Origin of the sequence: Pelomonas sp. Root1444, from assembly GCF_001426885.1 — a bacterium.
Classification (GTDB): domain Bacteria; phylum Pseudomonadota; class Gammaproteobacteria; order Burkholderiales; family Burkholderiaceae_C; genus Pelomonas.
The window spans coordinates 1-24,450 of the sequence record NZ_LMFP01000026.1; the positions used below are offsets into that span (position 1 = coordinate 1).

The 24,450-nt window shown below is 67.0% G+C and carries 23 protein-coding genes; 15 read left to right on the forward strand and 8 right to left on the reverse strand.

The genetic code is table 11. The features are described from left to right. Nucleotides 1-183: 183 nt before the first annotated feature. A complete protein-coding gene (gene ychF / locus ASD35_RS16465) occupies nucleotides 184-1,275 on the reverse strand; it encodes a redox-regulated ATPase YchF (RefSeq protein ID WP_056876051.1) in 1,092 nt (363 codons plus the stop codon). Nucleotides 1,276-1,413: 138 nt separating this feature from the next. Here ychF and ASD35_RS16470 point away from each other — a divergent pair, with 138 nt between their 5' ends. The 7 genes from ASD35_RS16470 (at nucleotide 1,414) to ASD35_RS16500 (ending at nucleotide 7,881) form a co-directional block, all read left to right on the forward strand. Further along, the gene (locus ASD35_RS16470) at nucleotides 1,414-2,535 is read left to right on the forward strand and encodes an FAD-dependent monooxygenase (protein ID WP_056876052.1); all 1,122 of its coding nucleotides are present in this window, start codon (nucleotides 1,414-1,416) and stop codon (nucleotides 2,533-2,535) included. A gap of 51 nt (nucleotides 2,536-2,586) precedes the next feature. Next, complete coding sequence (locus ASD35_RS16475) at nucleotides 2,587-3,288, forward strand: DsbC family protein (RefSeq protein WP_235538374.1); 702 nt, start codon at nucleotides 2,587-2,589, stop codon at nucleotides 3,286-3,288. Between the two features lie 4 nt (nucleotides 3,289-3,292). Beyond that, complete coding sequence (locus tag ASD35_RS16480) at nucleotides 3,293-3,730, forward strand: DUF3429 domain-containing protein (RefSeq protein ID WP_056876054.1); 438 nt, start codon at nucleotides 3,293-3,295, stop codon at nucleotides 3,728-3,730. After that, a complete protein-coding gene (locus ASD35_RS16485; RefSeq protein WP_056876055.1) occupies nucleotides 3,730-5,436 on the forward strand; it encodes a M61 family metallopeptidase in 1,707 nt (568 codons plus the stop codon). Before ASD35_RS16480 ends, ASD35_RS16485 begins: the two co-directional genes overlap by 1 nt. Nucleotides 5,437-5,443: 7 nt before the next feature. After that, a complete protein-coding gene (locus tag ASD35_RS16490; RefSeq protein ID WP_162254477.1) occupies nucleotides 5,444-6,532 on the forward strand; it encodes a DUF3108 domain-containing protein in 1,089 nt (362 codons plus the stop codon). Then, nucleotides 6,529-7,317: an enoyl-CoA hydratase gene (locus ASD35_RS16495; protein WP_056876057.1), complete on the forward strand. Its 789-nt coding sequence runs from the start codon at nucleotides 6,529-6,531 to the stop codon at nucleotides 7,315-7,317. The genes ASD35_RS16490 and ASD35_RS16495 overlap by 4 nt, the downstream gene beginning before the upstream one ends. Nucleotides 7,318-7,500: 183 nt before the next feature. Next, nucleotides 7,501-7,881, forward strand: coding sequence for a DUF4148 domain-containing protein (locus tag ASD35_RS16500; protein ID WP_056876058.1), 381 nt, complete (start codon nucleotides 7,501-7,503; stop codon nucleotides 7,879-7,881). Nucleotides 7,882-7,978: 97 nt separating this feature from the next. Here the strand turns inward: ASD35_RS16500 and lysS are convergent, their stop codons facing one another. Beyond that, complete coding sequence (gene lysS / locus ASD35_RS16505; protein WP_056876059.1) at nucleotides 7,979-9,496, reverse strand: lysine--tRNA ligase; 1,518 nt, start codon at nucleotides 9,494-9,496, stop codon at nucleotides 7,979-7,981. Between the two features lie 43 nt (nucleotides 9,497-9,539). Here lysS and ASD35_RS16510 point away from each other — a divergent pair, with 43 nt between their 5' ends. The 8 genes from ASD35_RS16510 to ASD35_RS16545 are packed head-to-tail and all read left to right on the forward strand — an operon-like array spanning nucleotide 9,540 to nucleotide 17,983. Further along, nucleotides 9,540-10,766 carry a lipopolysaccharide biosynthesis protein gene (locus ASD35_RS16510; RefSeq protein ID WP_056876060.1) on the forward strand — a complete coding sequence of 409 codons (1,227 nt, stop codon included), beginning with the start codon at nucleotides 9,540-9,542 and terminating at the stop codon, nucleotides 10,764-10,766. Then, nucleotides 10,763-11,356 carry an acyltransferase gene (locus ASD35_RS16515; protein ID WP_082580219.1) on the forward strand — a complete coding sequence of 198 codons (594 nt, stop codon included), beginning with the start codon at nucleotides 10,763-10,765 and terminating at the stop codon, nucleotides 11,354-11,356. Before ASD35_RS16510 ends, ASD35_RS16515 begins: the two co-directional genes overlap by 4 nt. Next, complete coding sequence (locus ASD35_RS16520) at nucleotides 11,353-12,441, forward strand: glycosyltransferase (RefSeq protein WP_056876061.1); 1,089 nt, start codon at nucleotides 11,353-11,355, stop codon at nucleotides 12,439-12,441. The genes ASD35_RS16515 and ASD35_RS16520 overlap by 4 nt, the downstream gene beginning before the upstream one ends. Next, entirely contained in the window at nucleotides 12,438-13,664 is a 1,227-nt protein-coding gene (locus ASD35_RS16525) for a glycosyltransferase family 4 protein (RefSeq protein WP_056876062.1), read from the forward strand. The genes ASD35_RS16520 and ASD35_RS16525 overlap by 4 nt, the downstream gene beginning before the upstream one ends. Further along, nucleotides 13,661-14,329: a class I SAM-dependent methyltransferase gene (locus ASD35_RS16530; protein ID WP_056876063.1), complete on the forward strand. Its 669-nt coding sequence runs from the start codon at nucleotides 13,661-13,663 to the stop codon at nucleotides 14,327-14,329. The genes ASD35_RS16525 and ASD35_RS16530 overlap by 4 nt, the downstream gene beginning before the upstream one ends. Before the next feature lie 19 nt (nucleotides 14,330-14,348). Further along, nucleotides 14,349-15,509 (forward strand): DegT/DnrJ/EryC1/StrS aminotransferase family protein, encoded by a 1,161-nt coding sequence (locus ASD35_RS16535; protein WP_056876064.1) that lies wholly within the window; start codon nucleotides 14,349-14,351, stop codon nucleotides 15,507-15,509. An 8-nt stretch (nucleotides 15,510-15,517) separates the two neighbouring features. Beyond that, nucleotides 15,518-16,102, forward strand: a complete 585-nt coding sequence (locus ASD35_RS16540) for a sugar transferase (protein ID WP_056876065.1) — start codon at nucleotides 15,518-15,520, stop codon at nucleotides 16,100-16,102. 9 nt (nucleotides 16,103-16,111) lie between these two features. Then, nucleotides 16,112-17,983: a nucleoside-diphosphate sugar epimerase/dehydratase gene (locus ASD35_RS16545; protein ID WP_056876066.1), complete on the forward strand. Its 1,872-nt coding sequence runs from the start codon at nucleotides 16,112-16,114 to the stop codon at nucleotides 17,981-17,983. A gap of 52 nt (nucleotides 17,984-18,035) precedes the next feature. Here ASD35_RS16545 and ASD35_RS16550 read toward each other — a convergent pair whose 3' ends face one another. Genes ASD35_RS16550 through ASD35_RS16575 form a run of 6 tightly spaced genes read right to left on the reverse strand, consistent with a single transcriptional unit; the run spans nucleotide 18,036 to nucleotide 24,441 of the window. Next, complete coding sequence (locus ASD35_RS16550) at nucleotides 18,036-18,608, reverse strand: SIS domain-containing protein (RefSeq protein ID WP_082580220.1); 573 nt, start codon at nucleotides 18,606-18,608, stop codon at nucleotides 18,036-18,038. Nucleotides 18,609-18,616: 8 nt separating this feature from the next. Further along, nucleotides 18,617-19,603, reverse strand: a complete 987-nt coding sequence (locus ASD35_RS16555; RefSeq protein ID WP_056876067.1) for a GHMP kinase — start codon at nucleotides 19,601-19,603, stop codon at nucleotides 18,617-18,619. Beyond that, entirely contained in the window at nucleotides 19,600-21,543 is a 1,944-nt protein-coding gene (locus ASD35_RS16560) for an HAD-IIIA family hydrolase (RefSeq protein ID WP_082580221.1), read from the reverse strand. The genes ASD35_RS16555 and ASD35_RS16560 overlap by 4 nt, the downstream gene beginning before the upstream one ends. Then, nucleotides 21,540-22,367, reverse strand: a complete 828-nt coding sequence (locus ASD35_RS16565; RefSeq protein WP_056876069.1) for a glycosyltransferase — start codon at nucleotides 22,365-22,367, stop codon at nucleotides 21,540-21,542. The genes ASD35_RS16560 and ASD35_RS16565 overlap by 4 nt, the downstream gene beginning before the upstream one ends. Before the next feature lie 8 nt (nucleotides 22,368-22,375). Next, entirely contained in the window at nucleotides 22,376-23,368 is a 993-nt protein-coding gene (locus ASD35_RS16570; protein WP_056876070.1) for an SDR family NAD(P)-dependent oxidoreductase, read from the reverse strand. Between the two features lie 11 nt (nucleotides 23,369-23,379). Then, on the reverse strand, nucleotides 23,380-24,441 hold the full coding sequence (locus ASD35_RS16575) for a hypothetical protein (protein WP_157275617.1): 1,062 nt from the start codon (nucleotides 24,439-24,441) through the stop codon (nucleotides 23,380-23,382). Nucleotides 24,442-24,450 lie beyond the last annotated feature (9 nt).

Genomic DNA, 24,450 nt, shown 5'->3' on the forward strand with positions numbered 1-24,450 from the left:
GCTGGGAATCTGCACCGCTCCCCGCGCTGCAACCGTCAAGGTGTGTTCGGCGGACGCCTACGTCACCTGGGACTAGGACATCACGAGATCGTGCACAACTGGACGCTTCATAAGTAAAGGAACCCGCCGTGGCGGGTTCCTGTGGTGCGCGCGGGGCGATCGAAGCGGCCGGCCTGCGACCCGTCAAACGTTGAACAGGAAGTGCAGCACGTCCCCGTCCTTGACGACGTATTCCTTGCCTTCCGCGCGCATCTTGCCGGCATCCTTGGCGCCTTGTTCGCCGCGGTACTGGATGAAGTCGTCGTAGGCGATGGTCTGCGCGCGGATGTAGCCGCGTTCGAAATCGGTGTGGATGACGCCCGCGGCTTGCGGGCCGGTGTCGCCGATGTGGATGGTCCAGGCGCGCACTTCCTTCACGCCAGCGGTGAAATAGGTCTGCAGGCCCAGCAGCTTGAATGCGGCGCGGATCAGGCGGTTCAGGCCTGGCTCGTCCTGGCCCATCTCGGCCAGGAACATGGCGCGGTCCTCATCGTCCATCTCCGACAGTTCCGACTCGGTCTTGGCGCAGATCGCTACGACCGGACCCTTCTGCGCCGCTGCATATTCCTGCAGGCGGTCGAGGAACGGGTTGTTCTCGAAGCCGTCTTCCGAGACGTTAGCGACGAACATCGCCGGCTTCGCCGTGATCAGGCACAGCGGCTTCAGGATGGCCAGCTCTTCCTTGCTGAAATCGATGGTGCGCACGGGCTTGGCTTGGTCCAGCGCGGCCTGGCACTTCTCCAGCACCTTGACCAGCGCGATGGCTTCTTTGTCGCCGGCGCGCGCCACCTTGTTGTAGCGGTGCAGGCTCTTCTCGACGGTGCCGAGGTCCGCCAGGCAGAGCTCGGTCTGGATCACCTCGATATCCGAGATCGGATCGACCTTGCCGTTCACGTGGATGACGTTCGGATCCTCGAAGCAGCGCACGACGTTGACGATGGCGTCGGTCTCGCGGATGTGCGAAAGGAACTGGTTGCCCAAGCCTTCGCCCTTGCTGGCGCCAGCGACCAGGCCGGCGATGTCGACGAACTCGACCACGGCGGGCATGACGCGCTCGGGCTTCACGATCTCAGCCAGCGCCGCCAGGCGCGGGTCGGGCAGTTCGACGATGCCGACGTTGGGCTCGATCGTGCAGAACGGATAGTTCTCGGCGGCGATGCCGGCTTTGGTCAGGGCGTTGAAGAGCGTGGACTTGCCGACATTGGGCAGGCCCACGATGCCGCATTTGAGGCTCATGGCAAGACTTTCCGTTGGGGAGGGCGGCCGGCCACAGGCCCGCACGCAAGCCGGCGATTTTAGTCGGCCGGCGGGCAGACCCCTTGGGCCGCGCGGCCCGGCTGCAGAGCAGCCATACCCCCTGCCTACAATCGCTGCATGCAAAGCGTGGACGTGTTGGTCAGGGGCCGAGGTGCGGTGGGAAGCAGCCTGGCGCTCAGCTTGGCCGCCCAGGGCCTGAGCGTCGGCATGACCGGCGCCGCCGAGGCAGCCCGGCCGGACGATGTGCGCACCTATGCGCTGAACGCCGCCTCGGTCGCGCTGCTCACCGAGTTGAAGATCTGGGGTAGCCTGCCGGCCGATGCCGTCAGCCCGGTCTACGACATGGTCGTCTGTGGCGACGCGTCAAGCGAGCAGCCGGCCGGGCGGCTGAGCTTTTCCGCCTGGCAACAGGGGCTCGGCGAACTGGCCGTCATCGTCGACGCCGCGGCGCTGGATGCACAGCTCGCCACGGCGCTGCGCTTCTCACCCCATGTGCATGGCGTTCCAGATCAAACGCCAGCCGCGCTGACCGCGCTGTGCGAAGGGCGCGAATCGGCGGCGCGTGCCGCGTTGGGCGTCGGCTTCACGACCAAGCCGTACGGGCATCGCGCGCTGGCGGCGCGGTTGACGGCGGATCGCTCGCATCAAGGTGTCGCGCGGCAGTGGTTTCAGCCCGGCGGCGAGGTGCTTGCGCTGCTGCCTTTCGAGCGACCCGCGCCCGGCGCGTCCTACGGCCTGGTGTGGTCCTGTGCCGAGGCGCGGGCGGAGCAACTGCAGGCGCTGCCGACAGAAGATTTCGAGCGCGAGCTCAACGCCGCGACGGGTGCCGCTGCGGGCGCACTGAAGCTGGCCAGCGAGCGTTCCAGCTGGCCATTGGCGGTGGCGCGTGCCGACGCAGTCAGCGGCGCCGGCTGGGTGTTGCTGGGCGATGCGGCCCACATCGTCCATCCGCTTGCGGGCCAGGGGTTGAACCTGGGTCTTGGCGACGTCGCGGCGCTCAGCCGCGTGCTGGCCCAGCGCGAGCCCTGGCGGCCGCTGGGCGACGAGCGCCTGCTGCGTCGCTATGCGCGCGAGCGCCTCGCACCGACGCTGGCGATGGGCGAGCTGACAGATGTGCTGCAGCGCCTTTTCGCACACGGCTCCCCGGCCGCACAAGGCTTGCGCAACCGTGGAATGGATGCGCTGAACCAACTCACTCCCGTCAAGCGCTGGCTGACCCAGCGCGCCCTCGGGCTCTAACTCCCTCCTCGTCGTACCGTGCCATCCACCATCGCCCGATTCCTGACTGCCTTGCTGCTTGCAGCCTGCCTGCCCGCCCTGGCCAACGAGGCCGTCATCCGCAAGGCGATTGCCGAGCGCATGCCCAATGCGCCCAAGATCGACGAGGTCAAACCCGCAGCCATGCCCGGCTTGTGGGAGATCCGCATCGGCAACGAGGTGCGCTACACCGACGCCACCGGCACGTACCTGATCGAGGGCGAACTGATCGACCTCAAGGCCAAGAAGAACCTGACCGCGGAGCGCGTCGCGCAGATCAACCGCGTCGACTTCGCAGCGTTGCCGTTCAAGGACGCTCTGGTGTGGAAGAACGGCAGCGGCAAGCGCCGCATCGCCGTGTTCGCCGATCCCAACTGTGGCTATTGCAAGCGCTTCGAGGCTTCGCTGCAGGAGCTCAAGGACGTCACGGTCTACACCTTCCTCATCCCCATCCTCGGCGGCGATTCGCCCGAGAAGACCCGTGCCATCTGGTGCGCCAAGGACCGCACCGGCGCCTGGCTGGGCTGGATGCTCAAGAGCGAGCAGCCGCCCAAGGCGCCGGCCGCCTGCGACGACGCCGCCATCGAGCGCAACCTCGCGTTGTCGCGCCGCATCCATGTGAACGGCACGCCGGCCATCCTGCTGGAAGACGGCAACCGCATCCCGGGCGCCGTCGGCCCGGCCGAGCTCGAGAAGCGCCTGCAGGCACTGGCCACGCCGGCCGGCAAGTCCTGACCCGATGAACGCCGCCCACCGCGAGTTCGCGCAGCGGCTCGGCTATGCCGGGCTGATCCCCTTCGTGCTGGGCTGCGCGCTGATCTGGCTGATCGGCGACCGCGACCTCGACCAGCACGCCTTCGTCAGCCTGGCCTTGTCAGCCTATGCGGGCCTCGTCATCGCCTTCCTCGGCGGCATCCATTGGGGGCTGTCCTTCGCGCACGGGCTGCCTGGGCGCCAGCCGCTGGCCTGGGGTGTCGGCGCCGCGCTGCTCGGCTGGCTGGGCGTGCTGATGGCGCCTTATGCTGGCCTGGCATGGCATGGCGCCGTGCTGATCGCCTGCTATGGCGTCGACCGGCGCGTGTATCCGCAGCTCGGCGCGGGCGACTGGCTGACGCTGCGCTTTCGCCTGACGGCAGTGGCTGCATTGAGCTGCTTCCTGGCCGCCGCGGGCAGCTGATGGCCGTCAGCTACCGTATCGAGCTGGCCGACCTCGCGGCGCACCGCTATCGCGTCACGCTGACGCTGGCCAGCCCGGCCCCTGAGCAGGACTTCAGCCTGCCGGTGTGGATCCCGGGCAGCTACCTGGTGCGTGAGTTCGCCAAGCACCTGAGCGGGCTCACCGCGCGCCAGGCGGGCCGCGACCTGCCGGTCGAGCAGCTCGACAAGGCCAGCTGGCGCGTGCGCTGCAGCGGCCGTGCGGCATTGACGCTGAGCTACGACGTCTATGCGTTCGACGCCTCGGTGCGCACCGCCTGGCTGGACAGCCGGCGCGCCTTCTTCAATGCCAGCAGCCTGTGCCTGCGCGCGCATGGCCGAGAGGCCGAGACGCATGCCATCACGCTGGCGCGCGTGCCCAAGGGTTGGCGCGTCGCGACCGCCATGCGCGAGCACGCTGGCGGCTACGAGGCCGCCGACTACGACGAGCTGCTGGATCACCCCTTCGAGATGGGCGCGCACTGGCAGGGCGAATTCGTCGCAGCGGGCGTGCCGCATCGCGTCGTCGTCGCGGGCGCCTGGCCCAGCTTCGACGGTGAGCGCCTGCTGGCCGACGTGCAGCGCATCTGCGAGGCGCAGATCGCCTTCTGGGGCGGCGCGCCCTTCGAGCACTACAGCTTCCTGCTCTGGGCCGTGGACGACGGCCACGGCGGCCTGGAGCACCGCGCCAGCACGGCGTTGATCTGCGCGCGCCGCGAGCTGCCCACGGCAGCGGAAAGCGCCGCGCCAAGCGACAACTACGCGCGCCTGCTGGGCCTGTTCAGCCACGAGTATTTCCACGCCTGGAACGTCAAGCGGATGCGACCGGCCGAGTTCGCGCGCCTGGACTACCAGCGCGAGAACTACACCGAGCTGCTGTGGTTCTTCGAGGGCTTCACGAGCTACTACGACGAACTGATGCTGCGCCGCGCCGGGCTGGTCGACGCTGCGCGCTACCTGAAGCTGCTGGGCGCGTCCGTCAACGGCGTGCTGGCAGCGCCCGGGCGCGCCGTGCAGCCGCTGGCCCAGGCCAGCTTCGAAGCGTGGACCAAGTACTACCGGCCGGACGAGAACAGCCCCAACGCGACGAGCAACTACTACGCCCAGGGCGCTCTGGTGGCGCTGTGCTTGGACCTGAGCCTGCGGGCGTGCAAGTCCAGCCTGGACGCGCTGATGCTGCGGCTGTGGAAGGCCAGTGACGGCGGGCCGGTCAGCGAGGCCGACATCCTTGCTGCCGTCCGGGTGCTGGGCGGCGACGAGATCGCCGGGCAGCTGCATGGCTGGGTGCATGGCACGGGCGAGCTGCCGCTGCGCGAGCTGCTGGCGGCGCACGGCGTCGAGTGGCGCGACGACGGCCGCCAGAACGTCGCCCAGCGGCTGGGCCTGCGCGTGCGCGAATCGGCATTGACGGGCGTCCAGGTCAGCCATGTGCTGGCCGGCGGCGCGGGTGAGGCGGGCGGCCTCAATGCGCGCGACGAGATCCTCGGCTGCAATGGCTGGCGGCTGCGGCGGCTGGACGATGCGCCGGGCCTGCTGGCACCGGGCGACGCGCGCCTGCGCCTGCTCGTCGGCCGGGACCAGCGCCTGGTCGAGTTGGACGTCGAGCTGCCACTCGCGCGGCCCGCCGCCGTGGCGCTGGCCCTCGCCGATGGCGCGCAGCCTGCCCGGCGCCGCTGGCTGGGCGCCTGAACGCACGATGAAGAAGCCGCGGCCGCCCTGGCTGCTGGTGCTGGCTGTGCTGGCCCTGCACCTGCTGCTCGGGCGCGAGGTGCAGCGCATCCATGAAGGCTGGGTCAGCGAAGGGCCGCCGCCGATGCCGCCGCGCATGCAGGTCGAGTTCGTGCGCGAGATGGTGCTGCAGGCGCCGCCAGTGACCATTCGCACCCTGCCGCCGCCGCCCAAGCGGGTCGTCAAGGCCGGAGCAGCGCGCCCGGCGCCCGAGCCGGCCTCGGTGCCGGAACCTCTGGCGTTGCCATCCGCGCCAGAGCCGGTGGCGCAGGCCTCCTCGGCACCGGCCGAGGAGGCCCCGGTGCCCGTCGCCCAGGCGGCTTCGGCGGCGCCGGGCGACGAGCCCGGCCCGGAATGGCCGCTGTCCACGCGCCTGACTTATGTGCTGACCGGCAACTACCGCGGTCCCGTGCACGGCGAGGCCCAGGTCGAATGGCTGCGCAAGGGCAGCGACTACCAGGTGCACCTCGACGTCAACGTCGGCCCCAGTTTCGCGCCCTTCATCACACGGCGCATGAGCAGCCAGGGCCAGCTGACGCCGGAGGGCATCGCGCCGCAGCGCTACGACGAGGAAACCAGATTCATCGTCGGCGACGGCCGCCGTGCCAGCGTGTTCTTCCTGCCCACCGAGGTGCAACTGGCCAGCGGCGTGCGCCAACCCGCGCAGCGGGGTGCGCAGGACTCGGCCAGCCAGTTCGTGCAGCTCACCTGGCTGTTCCTGACGGGCAGGGCCGTGCTGGAAAAAGGGCAGGTCGTGAGCTTTCCGCTCGTTCTGCCCAACCGGCAGTACCCGCAGTGGGACTACGAAGTGATCGGCGAGGAGTGGGTCGAGACCGGCACGGGCTGGGTGCCGGCCTGGCATCTGAAACCCCGCGGGTCGACGAAGGGCGACGACATGACGGCCGAGGTGTGGTTGGCGCCAGGGATGCAATACCTGCCGGTGCGCCTGGTCATCCGCCAGGACGTCAGCACCTACGTCGACCTGATGCTCAAAAGCGCGCCGCTGCAAGCCGCGCCAGAATCGACCAACGACATCCCCCGGAGATTGAGCCCATGAGCTACGAGTGCATCATCACCGCCATCCACGGCGACGGCCCGCGCAAGACCGGCCTCATCACGCTGAACCGCCCCAAGGCGCTGAACGCGCTGAACGACCAGCTGATGGACGAGCTGGGCGAGGCGCTGCTGGCGTTCGATGCCGACGACGGCATCGGCTGCATCGTGCTGACCGGCTCGGAGCGCGCCTTTGCCGCCGGTGCCGACATCCCGACGATGTTGCCCCACACCTTCGCGACGGCCTTCAAGAGCGGCCTGATCTCCAAGAACTGGGAAACCATCCTGCAAGTGCGCAAGCCGGTCATTGCCGCGGTCGCCGGCTTTGCGCTCGGCGGCGGCTGCGAGCTGGCGATGATGTGCGACTTCATCATCGCCGCCGACACCGCCAAGTTCGGCCAGCCGGAGATCAAGCTGGGCATCGTGCCCGGCGCCGGGGGTACGCAGCGCCTGCCGCGCGCCGTTGGCAAAAGCAAGGCCATGGACATGCTGCTGACGGCCCGCATGATGGGTGCAGCCGAGGCCGAGAGCGCCGGGCTGGTGTCGCGCGTCGTGCCGGCGGACACGCTGCTGGCCGAGGCGCTGGCCGCGGCCGAGCAGATCAACGGCTTCAGCGGCCCGTCGGTCGCGCTGATCAAGGAGTTGGTCAACCTGGCCTACCAGGCCCCGCTGACCGATGGCGTCAACGTCGAACGGCGCTACTTCCACGCGCTGTTCGGCAGCCATGACCAGCGCGAGGGCATGGAAGCCTTCCTGGCCAAGCGCGCCCCCAGCTTCGAACACCGTTGACTCTTGTGGCGAAACGATGACGAACCTAGGGACGACTGTTTACGTTGTGTGAATAGTCAGTTCCGGCGGGCCTGGTGTTTCTACTGAGGTCGGCTGCCTACAGTTCAGGCCATGGACACCGCGGTCGCGATGTCCGAATGACCCGAAGGCAGGACGCCCTGCCAGCCACTGAAGGAGCCCGTCATGAGCAAGCTGTCCACCGTCATCGCCGCCACCCTGTTGATCGCCGCTGGCGCCGCCTCGGCCCAGGCCACCGGCACCGCCCCGCTGACCCGCGAGGCTGTCATCGCCGAACTGGCCGCCGCCCGCAACAGCGGTGAACTCGCCGCCATCCAGGGCGAGAAGGGTGTCGAGGTGACGACCGCCGCCAGCGCCAAGGCCGCCGCCGTCGCCACCGTCAAGCTGCCCCGCCAGGCCGTGCTGACGGTCAAGCCGACCGAAGTGCGTGGCGACGACAAACTCGCCGCTGCCCAGGCCGCGGACCACGGCGAGAACGCTGCCCGTGAACTGGGCGACTTCCCGGCCCCGGTCGCCCGCCGCGCCTCCGCGCTGGCCGCCCGCTGAAGCAAAGCGGCTTCAAAGTCGAAAAAGGCGACCCGCAGGGGTCGCCTTTTTTATTGGCGCGCGTCGCTGTTGCGCGCGATGGCCAGGGCGCCGCGCCTCAGGACTCCCGGCGCAGCGCCGGGAACAGGATGACGTCGCGGATCGACGGCGAGTCGGTGATCAGCATCATCAGCCGGTCGATGCCGATGCCGCAGCCGCCCGTCGGGGGCATGCCGTACTCCAGCGCACGGATGAAGTCCGCGTCGAAGAACATCGCTTCCTCGTCGCCCGCGTCCTTGTTGGCCACCTGCGCGTGGAAGCGGGCGGCCTGGTCTTCGGCGTCGTTCAGCTCGGAGAAGCCGTTGGCGTACTCGCGGCCGGTGATGAACAGCTCGAAGCGCTCGGTGATCTTGGGATTCGCGTCGGACGCGCGGGCCAGCGGCGAGACCTCGACGGGGTAGTCGATGATGAAGGTCGGCTCCCAGAGCTTTTCTTCGACGACGGCCTCGAACAGGCCGAACTGCAGCTCGGCCAGCCCCCAGCGGGTGGGCGCTTCCTCGCCCGCGGCCTTCAGGCGGCCGCGCAGCACGTCCGCGTCGTCGGCCTCGGCTTCCGTCAGGCCGGCGAACTGGATCAGCGAGTCGCGCACGGACACGCGGGCGAAGGGCTTGTCCAGCGCCACCGGCTTGCCGGCGTAGGTCAGCGCGGCGCCGCCGGTGGCGGCAATCGCCGCGTGGCGCAGCACGGCCTCGGTGAAGTCCATCTGGTCGTGATGCGTCCAGTAGGCCGCATAGAACTCCATCATCGTGAACTCGGGGTTGTGCCGGACCGAGATGCCTTCGTTGCGGAAGTTGCGGTTGATCTCGAACACGCGCTCGAAGCCGCCCACCACCAGGCGCTTGAGGTAGAGCTCCGGCGCGATGCGCAGGTACATCTGCTGGTCGAGCGCGTTGTGGTGCGTGATGAAGGGCTTGGCGTTGGCGCCGCCAGGAATGGGGTGGAGCATCGGCGTCTCCACTTCCAGGAAGCCGTGCTCCACCATGAAGCTGCGGATGGCCGAAACGGCCTTGCTGCGCGCCGTGAAGCGCTTGCGGGCGTCCTCGTCGGTGATTAGGTCGACGTAGCGCTGGCGGTACTTCTGCTCCTGGTCGGTCATGCCGTGGAACTTGTCCGGCAGCGGGCGCAGGCTCTTGGTCAGCAGGCGCAGCGTGGTGACGGTGATGGTCAGCTCGCCGGTCTTGGTCTTCATCAGCGTGCCTTCGCCGCCGAGGATGTCGCCCAGGTCCCAGTGCTTGAAGGCGTCGTAGACCTCCGCGCCGACGTTGTCGACCGTCACGCGCAGCTGGATGCGGCCGGTGGCGTCCTGCAGCGTGCAGAAGCTCGCCTTGCCCATCACGCGCTTGAGCATCATGCGGCCGGCCACGCTGACCTTGACGGCCTGCGGCTCCAGCGCCTCGTTGTCGGTCTCGCCGTATTGCGCGTGCAGCGGCGCGGCGCGGTGCTGGGGCTTGAAATCGTTCGGGAACGGCACCGGGTTGGCGGCCCGCAGCGCGGCCAGTTTCTCGCGGCGCTCGGCGATCAGTTGGTTGTCGTCAGCCTGGGCGGGGGCTTGGGTGGTCGGTGTCGTTTGGGTCATTGCGGGCCTTGGTGAATCGGCGATTTTAGAATCGCCCGCCTCGATGACCCCACACAGCCTGAAGCGCGCCACCCTCACCTTGCTTGCCGGCAGCGCGCTGGCCCAGGCCGTCCCGCTTTTGCTGGGGCCGTGGATCGCACGGCTGTACACGCCCGCGGAGTACGGGCAGTTCTCGCTGCTGTGGACCGTGGCGAGCAACCTGGCCGTCGTCGGCTGCGCGCGCTACGAGTTCGCGCTGGCGCTGGAGACGGGCGACGAGGGCGCTGCGGCGCTGCTGGCACTGTGCCTGCGCATGCTGCTGGCGATGACGGGCATGGCCTTCGTCGTCGGCGCCGCGTGGTTCGTGTGGGCCAACTTCTCCCTCGCCGCGGCACTGCCGCTCGTCGTGCTGGCGCTGGCCGCCAGCCAGGCGCTGGCGCAGTGGGCCGCGCGCGCGGGGCGTTTCGCCGTGCTGGCGTGGGGCCGCGTCGTGCAGTGGGGCGGCGGCGCGCTGGCGCAGGTCGGTTTCGGCTTGATGCAGGCGGGGCCCTGGGGGTTGGCGGGCGGTGCGGCGCTGGCCACGGCGGCGGCTGCGGCCTTGCAAGCCCGGCCCGCACCAGCGGGCGGCTGGCGCGGGCTGCTGGCCTCGCGGCCGCTGCGCGGCACGGCCGAGAAGCACCGCGACTTCCCGCTGCTGAACACGCCGCATGCCTTTGCCGGCGCGCTGCAGGACACGCTGGCGATCACGCTGCTGACGGCGTGGCTGGGCGCACCCGAGGCCGGCGCCTGGGCGCTGGCGCTGCGCTACCTGAAGGCGCCGGCGAGCCTGGTCGGCGGGTCGCTGTCGCAGGTGCTCTATCCGCGGCTCACGCAGGCCGCCAGCCGCGGCGAGGCGCGCGAGCTCGTGCGCCGCAAGCTGCGGCTGCTGGCCGCCGTCGCGCTGCCGCTGATGATCGCGTTGCTGGCCTTTGGCCCCTGGTTGTTCGCGACCGTCTTCGGCCCCGAATGGCGCGGCGCGGGCGAATTGGCGCGGTCGCTGGCGCCCTATGTCGCGCTGCACTTCATCGCCTCGCCGCTGTCCGTCGTCACGATGGCCTGGGGTGCGCAGGCCTGGGCGCTGAAGCTGGCGCTGGCGGGGCAGCTGATGTTCGTGGGCGGGCTGGCCGCGGGCATCTACCTGGGCGGCTTGGCCGGCGCGGGCTGGGGCGTGTCGGCGGCGATGCTGGTCTACTTCGGCTACTTTTTCTGGGGGCTGCTGCAATGGGCCCCTGCACACGGGGAGACGCTTTGAAAGCAAGCTTGGCACGGCGGTTGTGGCAGCCCGTCAAGCGGCTCGTCTCGCGGCTGTGGGGCCCACGCATGGTGTATGGCTTCGTACGCGGCGACGGCGAGTTCCTGCCCAACACGCGGCTGAGCAACAGCGCCGTCGTGTTCGCTCCCGATAAGCTCGAAATCGGCGATCACGTGTTCATCGGGCATTTCAGCGTGCTTGACGCGACCTACGGCCTGAGCATCGGCGAGGGTTGCCAGATCGGCTTCTTCACTGGCGTGTTTACCCATTCCAGCCACGCTGCCGTTCGTCTTTACGGCCGCGAGTACGTCAAGGTGTCGCACAAGCAGGCTTATCACACCGCGCAGGTGGTGATCGGCGCCTACAGCTTCGTTGGAGCGCATGCAACCGTGCTGCCGGGCACTCGGCTGGGTAAGGGCAGCCTGGTGTCCGCTTACAGCCAAGTGCAGGGTGAGTTCCCCGATTACGCCATCCTGGCCGGGCAACCTGCCAAGCAGGTCGGCGACACTCGTCGCAAGGATGCCCAGCTGCTGCGCCAGCATCCAGAGCTGGCCGTGCACTACCAGGCTTGGGCTGGAGAGTTGCCATGAGCCTCGGCGGCGGCCTCAAGCTCGTCCTCATCGGCGACGGCGAAAGCCCGCACCTGCTGAAGTGGGCGCGAGCGCTGCAGCCCCGCGTGCAGCTGTACGCCATCTCGTCACGCGGCTTCCTGCCCGAGTTCCTGCAACTGCTGCCCGATGCGCGCCGGCTGGCGCTGAACACCCAGCCCGACCACGCGGGCGGCAATGTCGCGCTGATCAAGCAGCTGCCACGCATCGGCGCCTGGCTGGCCGACACCGATGCCGACTGGCTGCACGCCCACTACCTGACCTCCCACGGCTCGCTGGCCTGGGCGGCCAAGCTGGGCTGGCGGCTGCGCGCGCAGATCGCCGGCTCGGCCTGGGGCAGCGACATCCTCGTCACGCCTCAGCGCGGCGGTGCCTGGCGCTGGATGACGAAGAAGGTGCTGCGTCACTGCGCCATCACGACATCGGACTCGCTCCACATGGCTGAGCGCATGCGCGAGCTGGGCGCGGGCGAGGTCATGGTCTTCCCCTTCGGCCTGGAGGCGATGCCGAAGAACAACGCGAAGAAGCAGCCTTGGCTGTGCTTCGCCAACCGTGGGCTGGAGCCGATCTACCAGCCGCAGCTTGTCGTCGATGCGTTTGCGCGCATCGCGGCCGCACAGCCTGAGGCGCGGCTCGTCGTGGCCAATGACGGCTCGCTGCGCGTCGCGTTGGAGGCCGACGTCGCCGCCCGCGGCCTGGCAGACCGCGTGAGCTTTGTCGGGCGCCTGGACGCGCAGGCGCAGGCGTCGCACTACGCCCGCGCCACCTGGTTGCTCAGCTTGCCGCAGAGCGATTCGGTCTCCGTTTCCGTGCTGGAGGCGATGGGCCATGGCTGCGTGCCGCTGCTGTCCGACCTGCCGGCCAACCGCGAGGTGATCGGCGATTCGGCCCGCGGTCTGATTGTCGGCATGCAGGTCGCCTCGCTCGACGACTTGCCGGCGCGCATGGCGGCGCTCGACACGTCCAAGCTTGCCGCTGTGAACCGTGACTGGGTGGCTGCCCACGGCCTGTTCGAGCCACATGTGCAGCGCTTCCTCACGCGGCTCAAGGAGCTGACGCCCGCATGAGGATCCTGCTCGTCAACCACTACGCCGGCTCTCCCGCCCACGGCATGGAGTTCCGGCCCTATTACCTGGCCCGCGAATGGGTAAGGGAGGGGCACGAGGTGACGATCGTCGCGGCCTCGTACTCCCATGTGCGCGCGGTGCAGCCCGAGGTCGCGGGCGAGCCGCGCGAGGAGATCATCGACGGCATCCGCTACCGCTGGTTGCCCACGCCGCACTACGCCGGCAACGGTGTCGGCCGGCTGCGCAACATCCTGTCGTTCCTCCGCCAACTGCGCGCCGACGCCTGGCGGCTGACGCGGGAGATCCGGCCCGACGCGGTCATCGCGTCCAGCACCTACCCGATGGACATCTGGGTGGCCAGGAAGTTGGCGCGACTGGCCAAGGCCAAGCTCGTCTACGAGGTGCACGACCTCTGGCCGCTGTCGCTGATCGAGCTGTCCGGCATGTCGCCGCGCCACCCGTTCGCCATGCTCTGCGGCAAGGCCGAGGGCGATGCCTACCGGCATGCCGACGTCGTCGTCTCCATGCTGCCCTGCGTGCATGAGCACATGACGCACCGGGGCCTGGACTTGCGCAAGCTGCATATCGTGCCCAATGGCTTTGCGCCCGAGGAATGGCAGGGCGAGTCCGCGCCGCTCGGGGCAACGCTCGCGGCTCACCTGGACGCCGAGCGTGCGGCCGGCCGCGTCGTCGTCGGCTATGCCGGCTCCATGGGCCTGCCGAATGCGCTGGACGTGGTGCTCAATGCCGCGGCGCGCGTGAAGGACGCGCCGCTGAGCTTCGTGCTGGTCGGCAGCGGCCATGAGGGCACACGCCTGGCCGAACGGGCAGCCGCCGAAGGGCTGACGAACGTCCGCTTCTTCGCTCCCATCCCCAAGGCGCAGATCCCGACGCTGCTGTCGCACTTCGACATCGCCTACATCGGCTGGCAGCGAACGCCCATCTACCGCTTCGGCATCGCGCCCAACAAGCTCATCGACTACCTGATGGCCGGCCGCGCGGTGCTGCATTCCGTTGAGGCCGGGAACGACCCCGTGGCCGAGGCCGGCGCGGGGCTCACCGTCGCGCCCGAACACCCCGAGGCCGTCGCGAACGGGCTGCTCGCGCTGGCCGCGTTGACGGCGGCGCAGCGCGCGGAGATGGGCCAGCGTGGCCGCGCCTTCGCCATGGCGCACCACGCCTACCCGGTGCTCGCGGCGCGCTTCATCCAGGCCTTGACATGACCGAGCTGGAGCAGATTGCGCAACGCTACGCCCGCCGCGATGCCAGCGACCGCTACAGCCTGCTGCGCCCGGAGGTCTGGCAGATGTGGCAGGAACGCCAGCGCGAATTGCTGAAGCTGCTGGCCGCGCGGCCCGGCACGCCGGCCGAGTGGCACGCCGCCGAGGTGGGCTGCGGCGCCGGCGGCAACCTGCTCGACCTGTTGCGCCTGGGCGTGCTGCCCGCCCATCTCACCGGCATCGAGCTGCTGCCAGAACGTCTGGTCGCCGCCCGCGCGGCGTTGCCCGAGGGCGTGCGCCTGCTGGCCGGCGATGCCGCCACGGCCGAGATGGCGCCCGCCAGCCAGGACCTCGTGCTGCAATCCACCGTGTTCTCCTCCATCCTCGACGACGCGCTGCAGCAGCGCGTGGCGGATGCGATGTGGCGCTGGCTCAAGCCGGGTGGCGCCGTCGTCTGGTACGACTTCACCGTCAACAACCCGCGCAACCCCGATGTGCGCGGCGTGCCGTTGAAACGCGTGCGGGTGCTGTTCCCACAAGGCCGCTTCACGGCGCGCCGCGTGACGCTCGCGCCGCCGCTGGCGCGGGCCTTTCCGGCCGCCTATCCGGTCTTCAACCTCGTGCCTTGGCTGCGCACGCACCGCTTGGTGCTGATCGACAAGCCCTGATGCACGAAAATCCCGCCCGATGACTGCCCAGCCCTTCCTTCCCTTTGCCCTGCCCGACATCGGCGACGACGAAATCGCCGAGGTCGTCGACACGCTGAAATCCGGCTGGATCACCACCGGCCCCAAGGCCAAGCGCTTCGAGCAGGCCTTCGCCGAATTCCTGGGTGACCCGCAGATCGAATGCATCGCCGTCAACTCGGCAACGGCCGGCCTGCACCTGGCGCTGGAGGCCATCGGCCTGGGCCCTGGCGACGAGGTCATCACGACGACGCACACCTTCACCGCGACCGCGGAGGTCGTGCGCTATCTGGGCGCCGACGTGAAGCTGGTCGACATCGACCCCGCGACGCTGAACATCGACATCGCCGCCGTCGAAGTGGCGATCACGCCCCGCACCAAGGCCATCCTGCCGGTGCACTACGCCGGCCTGGCCGTCGACATGCTGGCCATCCTCGACATCGCCCGGCGCCACGGCCTGCGCGTCATCGAGGACGCGGCCCATGCCTTGCCGACGACGTTGGAGAAGGAGCTGATCGGCACACTCGGCAGCGATGCCACGGTGTTCAGCTTCTACGCCAACAAGACAATGACGACCGGCGAGGGCGGCATGCTGGTCACGCGAAACCCTGAGCTCGCCAAGCGCGCCCGTGTCATGCGCCTGCACGGCATGAGCCGCGACGCCTTCGACCGCTTCACGGCCAAGGTGCCGAGCTGGTACTACGAAATCGTCGCGCCGGGGTTCAAGTACAACCTGACGGACATCGCGGCGGCGCTGGGGCTGCACCAGCTCAAGCGCCTGCCTGAGTTCCAGGTCCGCCGCGAGCAGATTGCGAATCGGTTCAATGACGCCTTTGCCGACCTGCCGCTGATCCTGCCGCCCGAAGCGCCCGAGGGCGATACGCATGCGTGGCACCTTTACGTCGTGCGCCTGGCCGACGACGCGCCCATTACGCGTGACGCCTTCATCGAAGGCATGTACGCCGCCGGCATCGGCTGCAGCGTGCACTACGTGCCGCTGCACCTGCATCCTTATTGGCGCGACCGCTACGGGCTGACGCCCGAACAGTTCCCGCAGTCGCAGAACGCGTTCGAGCACACGGTGAGTCTGCCGCTGTACACGGCGATGAGCGATGCGGATGTGGAACGCGTCATCGCCGCGGTGCGCAAGCTGCTGGTCTGAGGCACGCATTGACCAAGCGCTTGTTGGACGTGATCTGCTCCGGACTGGGCCTGCTGCTGCTGGCGCCGCTGCTGCTGGCCGCGGCCGTCTGGATCAAGCTCGATTCGCCGGGACCGGCCCTGTTCCGCCAGACCCGCGTCGGTCGCTTTGGTGTGCCGTTCACGATCCACAAGTTCCGCACGATGCGCGTCGCGCCGGGTGCGCAGATCACGGTGGGCGAAGACCCGCGCATCACCCGCGCCGGCCGGCTGCTGCGCGCCACCAAACTCGACGAACTGCCACAGCTGTGGGACGTACTGCGCGGCGCCATGAGTCTGGTCGGCCCGCGCCCGGAGGTGCCTCGGTACGTGGCCTTGTACCCGGCCGAACTGCGCGAGGTGGTGCTCTCCGTGCGGCCCGGCATCACGGACCCGGCGTCACTGCAGTTTCGCAACGAGAGCGAGCTGCTGGCCCTGGCGGCGGACCCGGAGCGCGAGTATGTCGAGGTCGTGATGCCGACCAAGCTGCGATTGGCCGCCGACTATGTGCGCAGCGCCAGCCTGATGGGCGACCTGCGGCTGATCCTGGCGACGCTGGGTACGTTGAAGAACTGAGACCTGACGATGAACTGGTTGTCCCTGGATGCCTGGCTGACGCGCATCCGCCCCCAACGCGAGACCCTGGCCCTGGCCCTCGACATGGCGGCCGTGGCGCTGGCCTGGCAGGCCACCTACCTGTTCCGCCTCGGCTTCGAACGCTGGTTAAGCGCTCGACCCGACTACGACCACTGGGTGCTGCTGGGCGTTGTGGCGGTCTACGGGCTGCTGCTGAAACTGCTGAAGGTGCCGAAAGGTATGTGGCGGTTCAGCGGCTTCGGCGAGATCAAGCGTCTGGCGGCCGTTTGTGTTGCGGCAGGGCTCATCGTGGCCGTGGCGGTGTTGATTGCCCAACTGCCCCAGGTGCCGCGCGCCGTGCTGGCGCTGCATCCGGTCTTCACGCTGATGCTGCAGGCGATGATGCGCATGGGTTACCGCATGCTGTACGAGCACATGCGCAGCCGTATCAGTGGCAACGCGCAGGAGCAGCGTCGAGCGCTGGTCATGGGCGCCGGCGATGCGGGGCGGTTGCTGGTTGCAGGTATTCAGCACAGCCAAGGCTGGGTGGTGGTGGGCTTCCTCGACGACGCACCCGAGAAGCGCGGCGCCCGCGTGGCCGGCGTGCCGGTGCTAGGCGCGCTGGAAGAGGCGTCGCGTTCTGTGGCACTGCACGGCATCACCCACATCGTCGTCGCGATGCCGGCCGCCACAACGGCCCAGCGCCGCCGTGCGCTGGATCTCGCTGGCCAGGCCGGCCTGCCGGTGCTGACGGTGCCCAGCAGCCAGGAACTGCTGGCGGGCCGTCATGTGGATCAGGTGCGCGACATCGAGCCCGAGGATCTGCTGGGCCGGGAGCCGGTGGAACTGGACGAGGGCGGCATGAGCGAATGCCTCGGTGGCAAGGTTGTGCTGATCACCGGGGCTGGCGGCTCCATCGGGTCCGAGTTGTGTCGCCAGGTAGCGCGCTACGGCCCCTCAAAGATCGTGCTGTACGAACTGAGCGAGTTCGCGCTGTACACCATCGAGCAGGAGTTGGGCGAGAAGTTCCCGCACATCCCGCTTTTGCGGCTGATCGGTGACGTGAAGGATCTGGAGCACCTGCGCTACGTCTTCGGCAAGTACCAGCCGCAGATCGTGTTCCATGCGGCGGCGTACAAGCATGTGCCGCTGATGGAAGAGGAGAACGCGTGGGCAGCGCTGCGGAACAACACGTTGGGAACCTATCAAACGTGTCTGGCTGCCGCAGAACACGGCACAGAGCGCTTCGTGCTGATCTCGACGGACAAGGCGGTGAATCCCACCAACGTGATGGGCGCCACCAAACGCGCAGCGGAACTGGTGATCAGCCACATGGCGGCGCAAGGCCATGCGACGAAGTTCATGGCCGTCCGCTTCGGCAACGTGCTCGGTTCGAGCGGCAGCGTCATCCCGAAGTTCAAGGAGCAGATCGCCAAAGGTGGACCAGTGACGGTGACCCACCCGGAGATCACGCGCTACTTCATGACGATCCCCGAGGCGGCCCGTCTGGTCGTTCAGGCCGGCTCAATCGGCGAGTCAGGTCAGGTCTTTGTGCTCGACATGGGTGAGCCTGTGAAAATCGCCGAGTTAGCGAGGACGATGATCCGTATGAGCGGACGCGACGCGAGAGATGTCCGTATCGAGTTCTCGGGACTGAGGCCCGGGGAAAAGCTCTACGAGGAACTGTTGAACGATCGGGACAGCACGCTGCCCACACCAATCGCCGCGCTGAGCATCGCGAGGCTGAACAGCACGGACGCCGCACAGCGTGTCCTGGACTGGATGGAGTCTGCGTTGTCAGCGAGCGCAGAAGGCGATGACGCAGTAAGAGAGAAGTTGCGAGAACTGATCCCGACGGAGTACCGCATCGGCGGCACTTGAATGTGGAAAAGGGGCCTGCAGGCCCCCTTTTCGTATCAGGCGAACCCTGTAGTCACTCCTTGATCGGCGTGCTGCACAAGGTTTTCATGACCATGTGGCCGAACATCAGGTGAACGTCCTCGCACATTTGCATGTCAAAGGAGTTGACCCAGACGCTGTGGTCGCACATGGGCATCATCTTGCCGCCGTCGTAACCGACCACGCCCAGCACCTTGCCTCCAGCGCGGCGCGCCGATTCAATGGCCTTGAGCACATTCGGCGAGTTGCCGCTGCCGCTCACCGCGATCAGCAAGTCGCCCTCGTCCATCAGTGCGTCGACCTGGCCGGCGAAAACGTCGGCGTATGACAGGTCATTGCCGTAGGCCGTGATCAGGCCCATGTTGTCGCACAGACAGACGCCGCGGAACTTCCTGCCCGTGGCCAGATTGACCATCTTGTTCCAATCGGTGATGTAGTGCGAGGCGGTCGACGCGCTGCCGCCGTTGCCGCAAGTCAGGATCTTCTTGCCACTGTCGAAAGCGGCCTTGACCATGTCGATCCCTTGCTGGAAGGCATCGGTGTTCAGTTGTACAGCCAGTCGCGCGTGCGCGGCCAGATAGTTGGAGACAGTGAAGTTCGTAGCCATGGGGGACGTCATTCGGTGGGTTGGTAGAACACGATCTGGGCGCCGGTACGGTCGAAACGGAACTTGACCGGCTGCAAATCGGCGAGCGCCGCGGTGATTGTCACGTGACGCTCGGGAGGGGCATAGAACATGATGAAACCGCCATTGCCCGCGCCGAGTAACTTGCCACCCAGGGCGCCACTGGCCATGCCTGCGGCATACCAAGCATCAATCTGCGGATCGGAGATGCCGGCTGTCAATTGGGCCTTGAGGCGCCAATTCTCGTCCAGCAGATCACCAAGGTGCTCAAGTGTGCCGGACTCCAACTGCTCCTTCATCTCGAAGGCCAACTTGACCATCCGGCGCATGAGTGCGCGACGATCGGTTGCTTTCATGGCTTCCGATTGGTTGGCCAGCACGGCAGATGCACTGCGCGTGCGCCCAGTGAAGAACACCAGGGTCGCATCTTCCATCTCCTGCAACAGCGCTGGCTTGCACATGACAGGGTCGACGGACACTGAATCGTCCGGATGGAAGCGGATCAGATTGAGGCCACCGTAGGCCGCCGCGTACTGGTCCTGTTTGCCTATCGGCTCTCCGCAGCGATGAATCTCGATCTCGCAGGCCTGACGAGCGAGTTTCTCCTTGGGCGCGAACTGGTTGCGATAGGCGTAGAGGGCGTTGAGCAGGCCGACGGTGTATGTGCTGGACGAGCCCAGACCGGAGCCCTTCGACGGAATGTCAGCCATCGACGCGATTTCGATGCCACCGTCAATGCCTACCAGATCCAGCGCCTCGCGCACGAGCGGATGCTCGACCTGTTGACGTCGCTCGACATCTTCGGTGCGCGTGTAGCTGACACGGATGCGACCGTCGAACTTCTTGTTGACGCAGATGTACATGTACTTGTCGATCGACGTCGACAGTACGGCGCCCACCTCTTCGCGATAGAACGCGGGCAGGTCGCTTCCTCCGCCCACGAAGCTCATTCGCAACGGGGTCTTGCTGACGATCATTCTTCTCCCTCGGGCTTTGGCGCTAGCTCAACAACAAAACTTGCAATTATCTGCGATCGCTCAACAGTCGGGGTTTCATCGAGTTCCCGTGCAGCCAGGGTCGTTAACTGTTCCTCGTCCGGCGTGCCTCGCCAAGCGTAGTCCTGCTTCAGCCGCGCCTCGCGGGTGGCGGGTGCCACATCCACGTACATCTTCATCGTGTCGGGCCGTCCAAGCAGGTCGTCCATCAGCAGGGCGGGTACCCCCTCGACGATGAGAACGTCCTCGGGGCCGACGGAATGCTCGATGTGCTGGGCGCCGGCGTTGCGGGCGATGCGGTCGTACACAGGTTCCGACAGCACGACGCGCGAGCTCGAGTCCGCTGCGGCCGCTATGGCGGCCGATGCGGTGACCAGGTCGAAGCGCTCGCGCACGCCGGAGCCTTCGACGCGGTCGGACTTGGGCTTGAGCCAGCCATCCAGCGAGATCGCATGGGCCTGGCGCCCCAGCGCATGCAGCAGCTCCTTGAGCACCTGCGCGGCATAGCTCTTGCCTGCGCGGGCCAGGCCGCCGATGAGCACGAGACGCCGTCCCTGGCTGGCCTCGATGGCGATCGGCGCCAGGCGTCGCGTCAGTGCAGCGTGACCATCCAAGATCCATTCCACCGCGTCCGCGAGGTCGGGCGCAATGTAGTCAGGGCGGACTGCATGCTTGGCGTCTGCCCCCGCGTGACCGGTGCGCAGCAAGACCGTGCGAACGCCGGCGCGGCGGCCGGCTTCGACGTCCGAGGTGGTGTCGCCGATCATCCAGGAGTCACGGCGGCCGATGCCCAGATCGCGGCAAGCCTGATCGATCAAGCCCGGCTCGGGCTTGCGGCAACTGCAGGGGCCCTTGAGCGCCGGGACCTCGCCGGGAAAGCCCTTGTCTGGGTGGTGCGGGCAGAGGTAGAGGCCATCGAGGAAGGCGCCGCCGGCACCAAGCTGGGACTCCAGGCGGGCGTGAATGCGGTCCAGTCCTTCGAAGCTCACGTCGCCACGCGCAACCACGGGCTGGTTGGTGATGACCACAGCCAGCGTGCCGCTGCGGTTGAGGCGGCGGATGGCGGTGGCGGCACCAGGCAGCAGCTCGAGCTGGTCGGGTGACTTGAGGTGGGTGACCTCGCGGTTGATGGTGCCGTCACGGTCCAGAAAGACCGCGCTGCGCAACTGGCGACCGGAGAGCCGCTCGGGAAGGCCGGCGACGAAGTCGCGCTCGACCTTGTCCAGGCGTTCCGGCGTGCCCATGTCCTTGATGTACTCGGGCGTGACGTAGCCGTGCAGGCGGCGGCCAAGCTCGAGCATGCGGGGGAACATGTGCTTGGCGATGTCGGCCTTGCCTTCGGCGGGTGTGACGTCCTCCAGCCCGGCGCGATCCAGCACGTACAGCGCCGCGTTGACGAGGTTGCGGACCTCGCGGCCTTCGGGATGTGGGTACGGCAGGATGGCGCGGACAGCCCCGTGCGAGTCGATGTCGACCAGGTCGGAGTCCTGTGGATGGTCATTAGGATGAAGGAACAGCGTGCCGACGGCGCCGGAGGCCTCGTGGGCGTTCCAGAGCTTGCGCAGATCAACGTCCATGAACGTATCGCCGTAGAGCAGCAGGAAGCGGTCGGCGAGCAGGGGTAGCGCGTCGCGCAGGGCGCCGGAGGTGCCGCGCGGCTCGTCTTCGATGGCGTAGATCAGCTTGACGCCAAAGGCCGAGCCGTCACCGAAGTACTCGGAGATCTTCTCGTGCCGGTGCTGGACCAGCAGCGCGATGTCGGTGAAGCCGTGCTTGCGGCAGAGGTCGATCTGATGATGCAGGACAGGTTTGCCGAGCACCGGCACCATCGGCTTGGGCAGGTCGCCGCTGCGCTCTCGCAGGCGGGTGCCCATGCCGCCGGCGAGGATGGCGACCTGACTTCTCGTGAGGGATGCGTTCATTGGGAGGCCTCCTTGCGACCGCGTCGCAGGATCAGCGCCTTGAAAATCTGTTCCTGGGCCTGCTGCGGTATGGCGACCCAGGTTGCGATGCAGGCGATGCCGATCACGCGTCGAATCGAGTGCTGGCTACTGAAGTTGGAGGTACGAGCGCGGAGGTTGAAACGCCAGTGACGTGGGTCGCGACGCGTGTTGTCCTGCCGGTACTGGACCAGCACCTCAGGCAGGTTGGCGAAGCGAAGTCCGGCGTTCATCCAGCGCAGCCACAGGTCCAGGTCCTCCGCGAAGCGAAAATCGGGGTTGTAGCCGCCATGCCGCTCGATCGCCTCCTTGCGGTACATGACAGTCGGGTGCGCGATAGTGGTGGTCAGCTGCATGCCCTTGGCAATGGCTGTCGAGGTCTGGGGGTAGCTGCGATGGGCGAGGAACTGCCCATCGTTGCTGATGATATCGAGCGCGCCGCCGACGACCGAGATCTCCGGATGTGCCTGCAGGTACGCCACTTGTAGCGCCAGCCGCTCGGGCATGCAGACGTCGTCCGAGTCGAAGCGGGCGATGAATTTGCCGCGAGCCTTGCTGATGGCCAGGTTCAGGCTTCCGGGCAGGCCCAGGCGTGCGGTCGGATGGACGTAGATGAAGCGCGGATCTTCGGCGCAGACGGCGCGGCAGGCCTCGGCCAGTTCTGGGCGGTTGCTCTCGTCGACGACGATGCACTCGAAGTCGGTGAAGGTCTGGGCGCGGATGCTTTCAAGGCTGGTACGGACGATGTGAGGTTCCTCGTTGAACGAGGGCATCACCACCGTGACGAGGGGAGTTGAAGCGGTCATGCCGGACCTCAGAAGCCTTCTTGGCGGGCGATCTCGTCGATGGCGCGCAGGACGGCGGCCTCGGAGCCGAGCGCCGGCTTCCATCCCAGAGCCTGAATCTTGGCGGTCGAGTAATGGAACTTGGGCACGTCGCCGACCCAGCCACGATTTCCCGTGCCGAACTGGATGTGGGCGGAGGGTGCCACGCGCTTGACGACCTGCTCGGCGATCCAACGCACGAAGACGCCCTCGTCGACCGGGCCGACGTTGATCGGTAGTGTCTTGGGGATGTCGGCGCGCGAGCGGACGAGCAGCATGGCTGCGACCAGATCGCTGACATGCAGATACGCCTTGCGCTGGGTGCCGTTGCCCAGGACTTCGAGGCTGTTGCCGGTGGTCTTGAGCTTGCGGACGAAGTCGAGGATGACGCCGTGGGTCGCGGGCACGCCGACGACGTTAGGGAAGCGGAAGAGGCAGGCGCACTCGAGGTGGCTCTCGGCGGCGGCGCTGATTAAGGCCTCGGAAGCGAGCTTCATGGCGCCGTAGTTGGAAATCGGCAGCAGGGGGCCGATGTCCTCGTGCAGAGGTTGATCGCCGAGGTCGCCGTAGATCGCGGAGCTGGAGGCGAAGTAGAGTTTGGCGATCTTGTTGGCCTTCATGCAGCGAAGGATCTCGGCGGTGGTGAGGAAGGTGTCCTTCAGGTCGACGTCGGCATCGGCGACGCCGGCCGGGATGTCGGAGTTGGCGGCCAAATGCCAGACTTCGTCGATGGCACCGAAGGTGGCGGCCTGGGCGAAAGCGGCTTGTGCTGGAGCGCGCTGCGCCAGGTCGGCTTCGATGAAATGCAGGCGCGAGGTGGCGCTGCCGACGCTCAGATAGTCGCGGCTGCCACGCAGCAGGTTATCGATCACCACGACGGTGCGGCCTTCCTCAAGGAGGCGTTCGCAAAGATTGGCGCCGATGAAGCCGGCGCCGCCGGCGACGATGGACGCACGGTTGCCTTGAATCGAATGATTTTCCATGATTTCTATTCTCAATATTCATGCCCCTGCAATCGCAGGTGCGCCGTTGGATTCGCTTGATGGGCTCGCTTCAGATTGCGATATTCGCTTAGTTGGGAAGTTCTCTGTCTTGAGAGGATGGAAATCGAGAAAATCACCGGATACAAGATGGCCATGTACCTAAAGTGGTAGAACGGCGATGCCGCGGCTACAACGACGATGAAAGGAATCGAATTAACGATAAACGTCGTAAGGATTCGATGACGTATCAGGGCGAAAAGGAATAATAACTGGCACGCGCCCTCAAAAATAACAAATGGATCCGCGCCGCTGAGAAATTTAACGACGGAGCCCAGCGGCTGAATGAAGGGAGAAACGAGAAGGAGGATCGAACGGCCAGCGACGGGAATCGGAGAATAGCCAAGCGTGAGTTCACGCCCCAACTGCGCCAACGCGCCCGAACCCTCGTCCGAGACGATTCCTTCCAGCATGGACAACGACTCTTCGCCAGTTCCGGTTGCAAGGAAAACAGCGGACACAACGACTGCAAACGCAGTTGCCTTCCTAAGCCCGTAGCGGATGGAAACAAAAGCCAGTGGTAAGAAAAGAACCAGTGCAGGACGCACAAGCACGGCAATCGAAATCACGATCGCCAGCGCGGCATGCCATACTGAAATTCGTTTGGTCGCGATGATGGCTATGCTTGCCAGCGCCAAGATTGCAAGCCCATCCTTCCCCGTTTGAGCAACGTAGAAAAATGCGAGCGGGGAAAGTGTTGCGTAGCGAAGCTCTTTTCGGTCATCGCCGTTCAGCACCGCGAATACGCAAAGGCCAATAAATGCAACAAAGCCAATGTAAAAAGGGAGATGCTGATAGATGAACTTAAGCAGCAAAACGATGGTATAGGAGGAGGAGTCTGCCAAATATTCAGGCAGGTCGGAGCGAGCAAAGTACTCGTATCGGAGGGGGTCAAATCCTTCCTCGCGGGCGACTTCGAAACCGTTTACGAGAAACCAGATGGTCGCGGAAAGACCCACGAACAACACCGCAGCAATCAGATTGCCGAGAGCGGAGGGACGGACCGATCTGCGCATTTGGATGGA

Bases quoted from the DNA above. Each gene is read 5' to 3' on its own strand.
- ASD35_RS16480 (WP_056876054.1), top strand. From the start codon at position 3,293: ATGAACGCCGCCCACCGCGAGTTCGCGCAGCGGCTCGGCTATGCCGGG.
- ASD35_RS16550 (WP_082580220.1), bottom strand. From the start codon at position 18,608: ATGGCTACGAACTTCACTGTCTCCAACTATCTGGCCGCGCACGCGCGA.
- ASD35_RS16470 (WP_056876052.1), top strand. From the start codon at position 1,414: ATGCAAAGCGTGGACGTGTTGGTCAGGGGCCGAGGTGCGGTGGGAAGC.
- ASD35_RS16490 (WP_162254477.1), top strand. From the start codon at position 5,444: ATGAAGAAGCCGCGGCCGCCCTGGCTGCTGGTGCTGGCTGTGCTGGCC.
- ASD35_RS16535 (WP_056876064.1), top strand. From the start codon at position 14,349: ATGACTGCCCAGCCCTTCCTTCCCTTTGCCCTGCCCGACATCGGCGAC.
- ychF (WP_056876051.1), bottom strand. From the start codon at position 1,275: ATGAGCCTCAAATGCGGCATCGTGGGCCTGCCCAATGTCGGCAAGTCC.
- ASD35_RS16495 (WP_056876057.1), top strand. From the start codon at position 6,529: ATGAGCTACGAGTGCATCATCACCGCCATCCACGGCGACGGCCCGCGC.
- ASD35_RS16555 (WP_056876067.1), bottom strand. From the start codon at position 19,603: ATGATCGTCAGCAAGACCCCGTTGCGAATGAGCTTCGTGGGCGGAGGA.
- ASD35_RS16500 (WP_056876058.1), top strand. From the start codon at position 7,501: ATGAGCAAGCTGTCCACCGTCATCGCCGCCACCCTGTTGATCGCCGCT.
- ASD35_RS16565 (WP_056876069.1), bottom strand. From the start codon at position 22,367: ATGACCGCTTCAACTCCCCTCGTCACGGTGGTGATGCCCTCGTTCAAC.
- ASD35_RS16485 (WP_056876055.1), top strand. From the start codon at position 3,730: ATGGCCGTCAGCTACCGTATCGAGCTGGCCGACCTCGCGGCGCACCGC.
- ASD35_RS16525 (WP_056876062.1), top strand. From the start codon at position 12,438: ATGAGGATCCTGCTCGTCAACCACTACGCCGGCTCTCCCGCCCACGGC.
- ASD35_RS16545 (WP_056876066.1), top strand. From the start codon at position 16,112: ATGAACTGGTTGTCCCTGGATGCCTGGCTGACGCGCATCCGCCCCCAA.
- ASD35_RS16520 (WP_056876061.1), top strand. From the start codon at position 11,353: ATGAGCCTCGGCGGCGGCCTCAAGCTCGTCCTCATCGGCGACGGCGAA.
- ASD35_RS16560 (WP_082580221.1), bottom strand. From the start codon at position 21,543: ATGAACGCATCCCTCACGAGAAGTCAGGTCGCCATCCTCGCCGGCGGC.
- ASD35_RS16575 (WP_157275617.1), bottom strand. From the start codon at position 24,441: ATGCGCAGATCGGTCCGTCCCTCCGCTCTCGGCAATCTGATTGCTGCG.
- ASD35_RS16570 (WP_056876070.1), bottom strand. From the start codon at position 23,368: ATGGAAAATCATTCGATTCAAGGCAACCGTGCGTCCATCGTCGCCGGC.
- lysS (WP_056876059.1), bottom strand. From the start codon at position 9,496: ATGACCCAAACGACACCGACCACCCAAGCCCCCGCCCAGGCTGACGAC.
- ASD35_RS16530 (WP_056876063.1), top strand. From the start codon at position 13,661: ATGACCGAGCTGGAGCAGATTGCGCAACGCTACGCCCGCCGCGATGCC.
- ASD35_RS16510 (WP_056876060.1), top strand. From the start codon at position 9,540: ATGACCCCACACAGCCTGAAGCGCGCCACCCTCACCTTGCTTGCCGGC.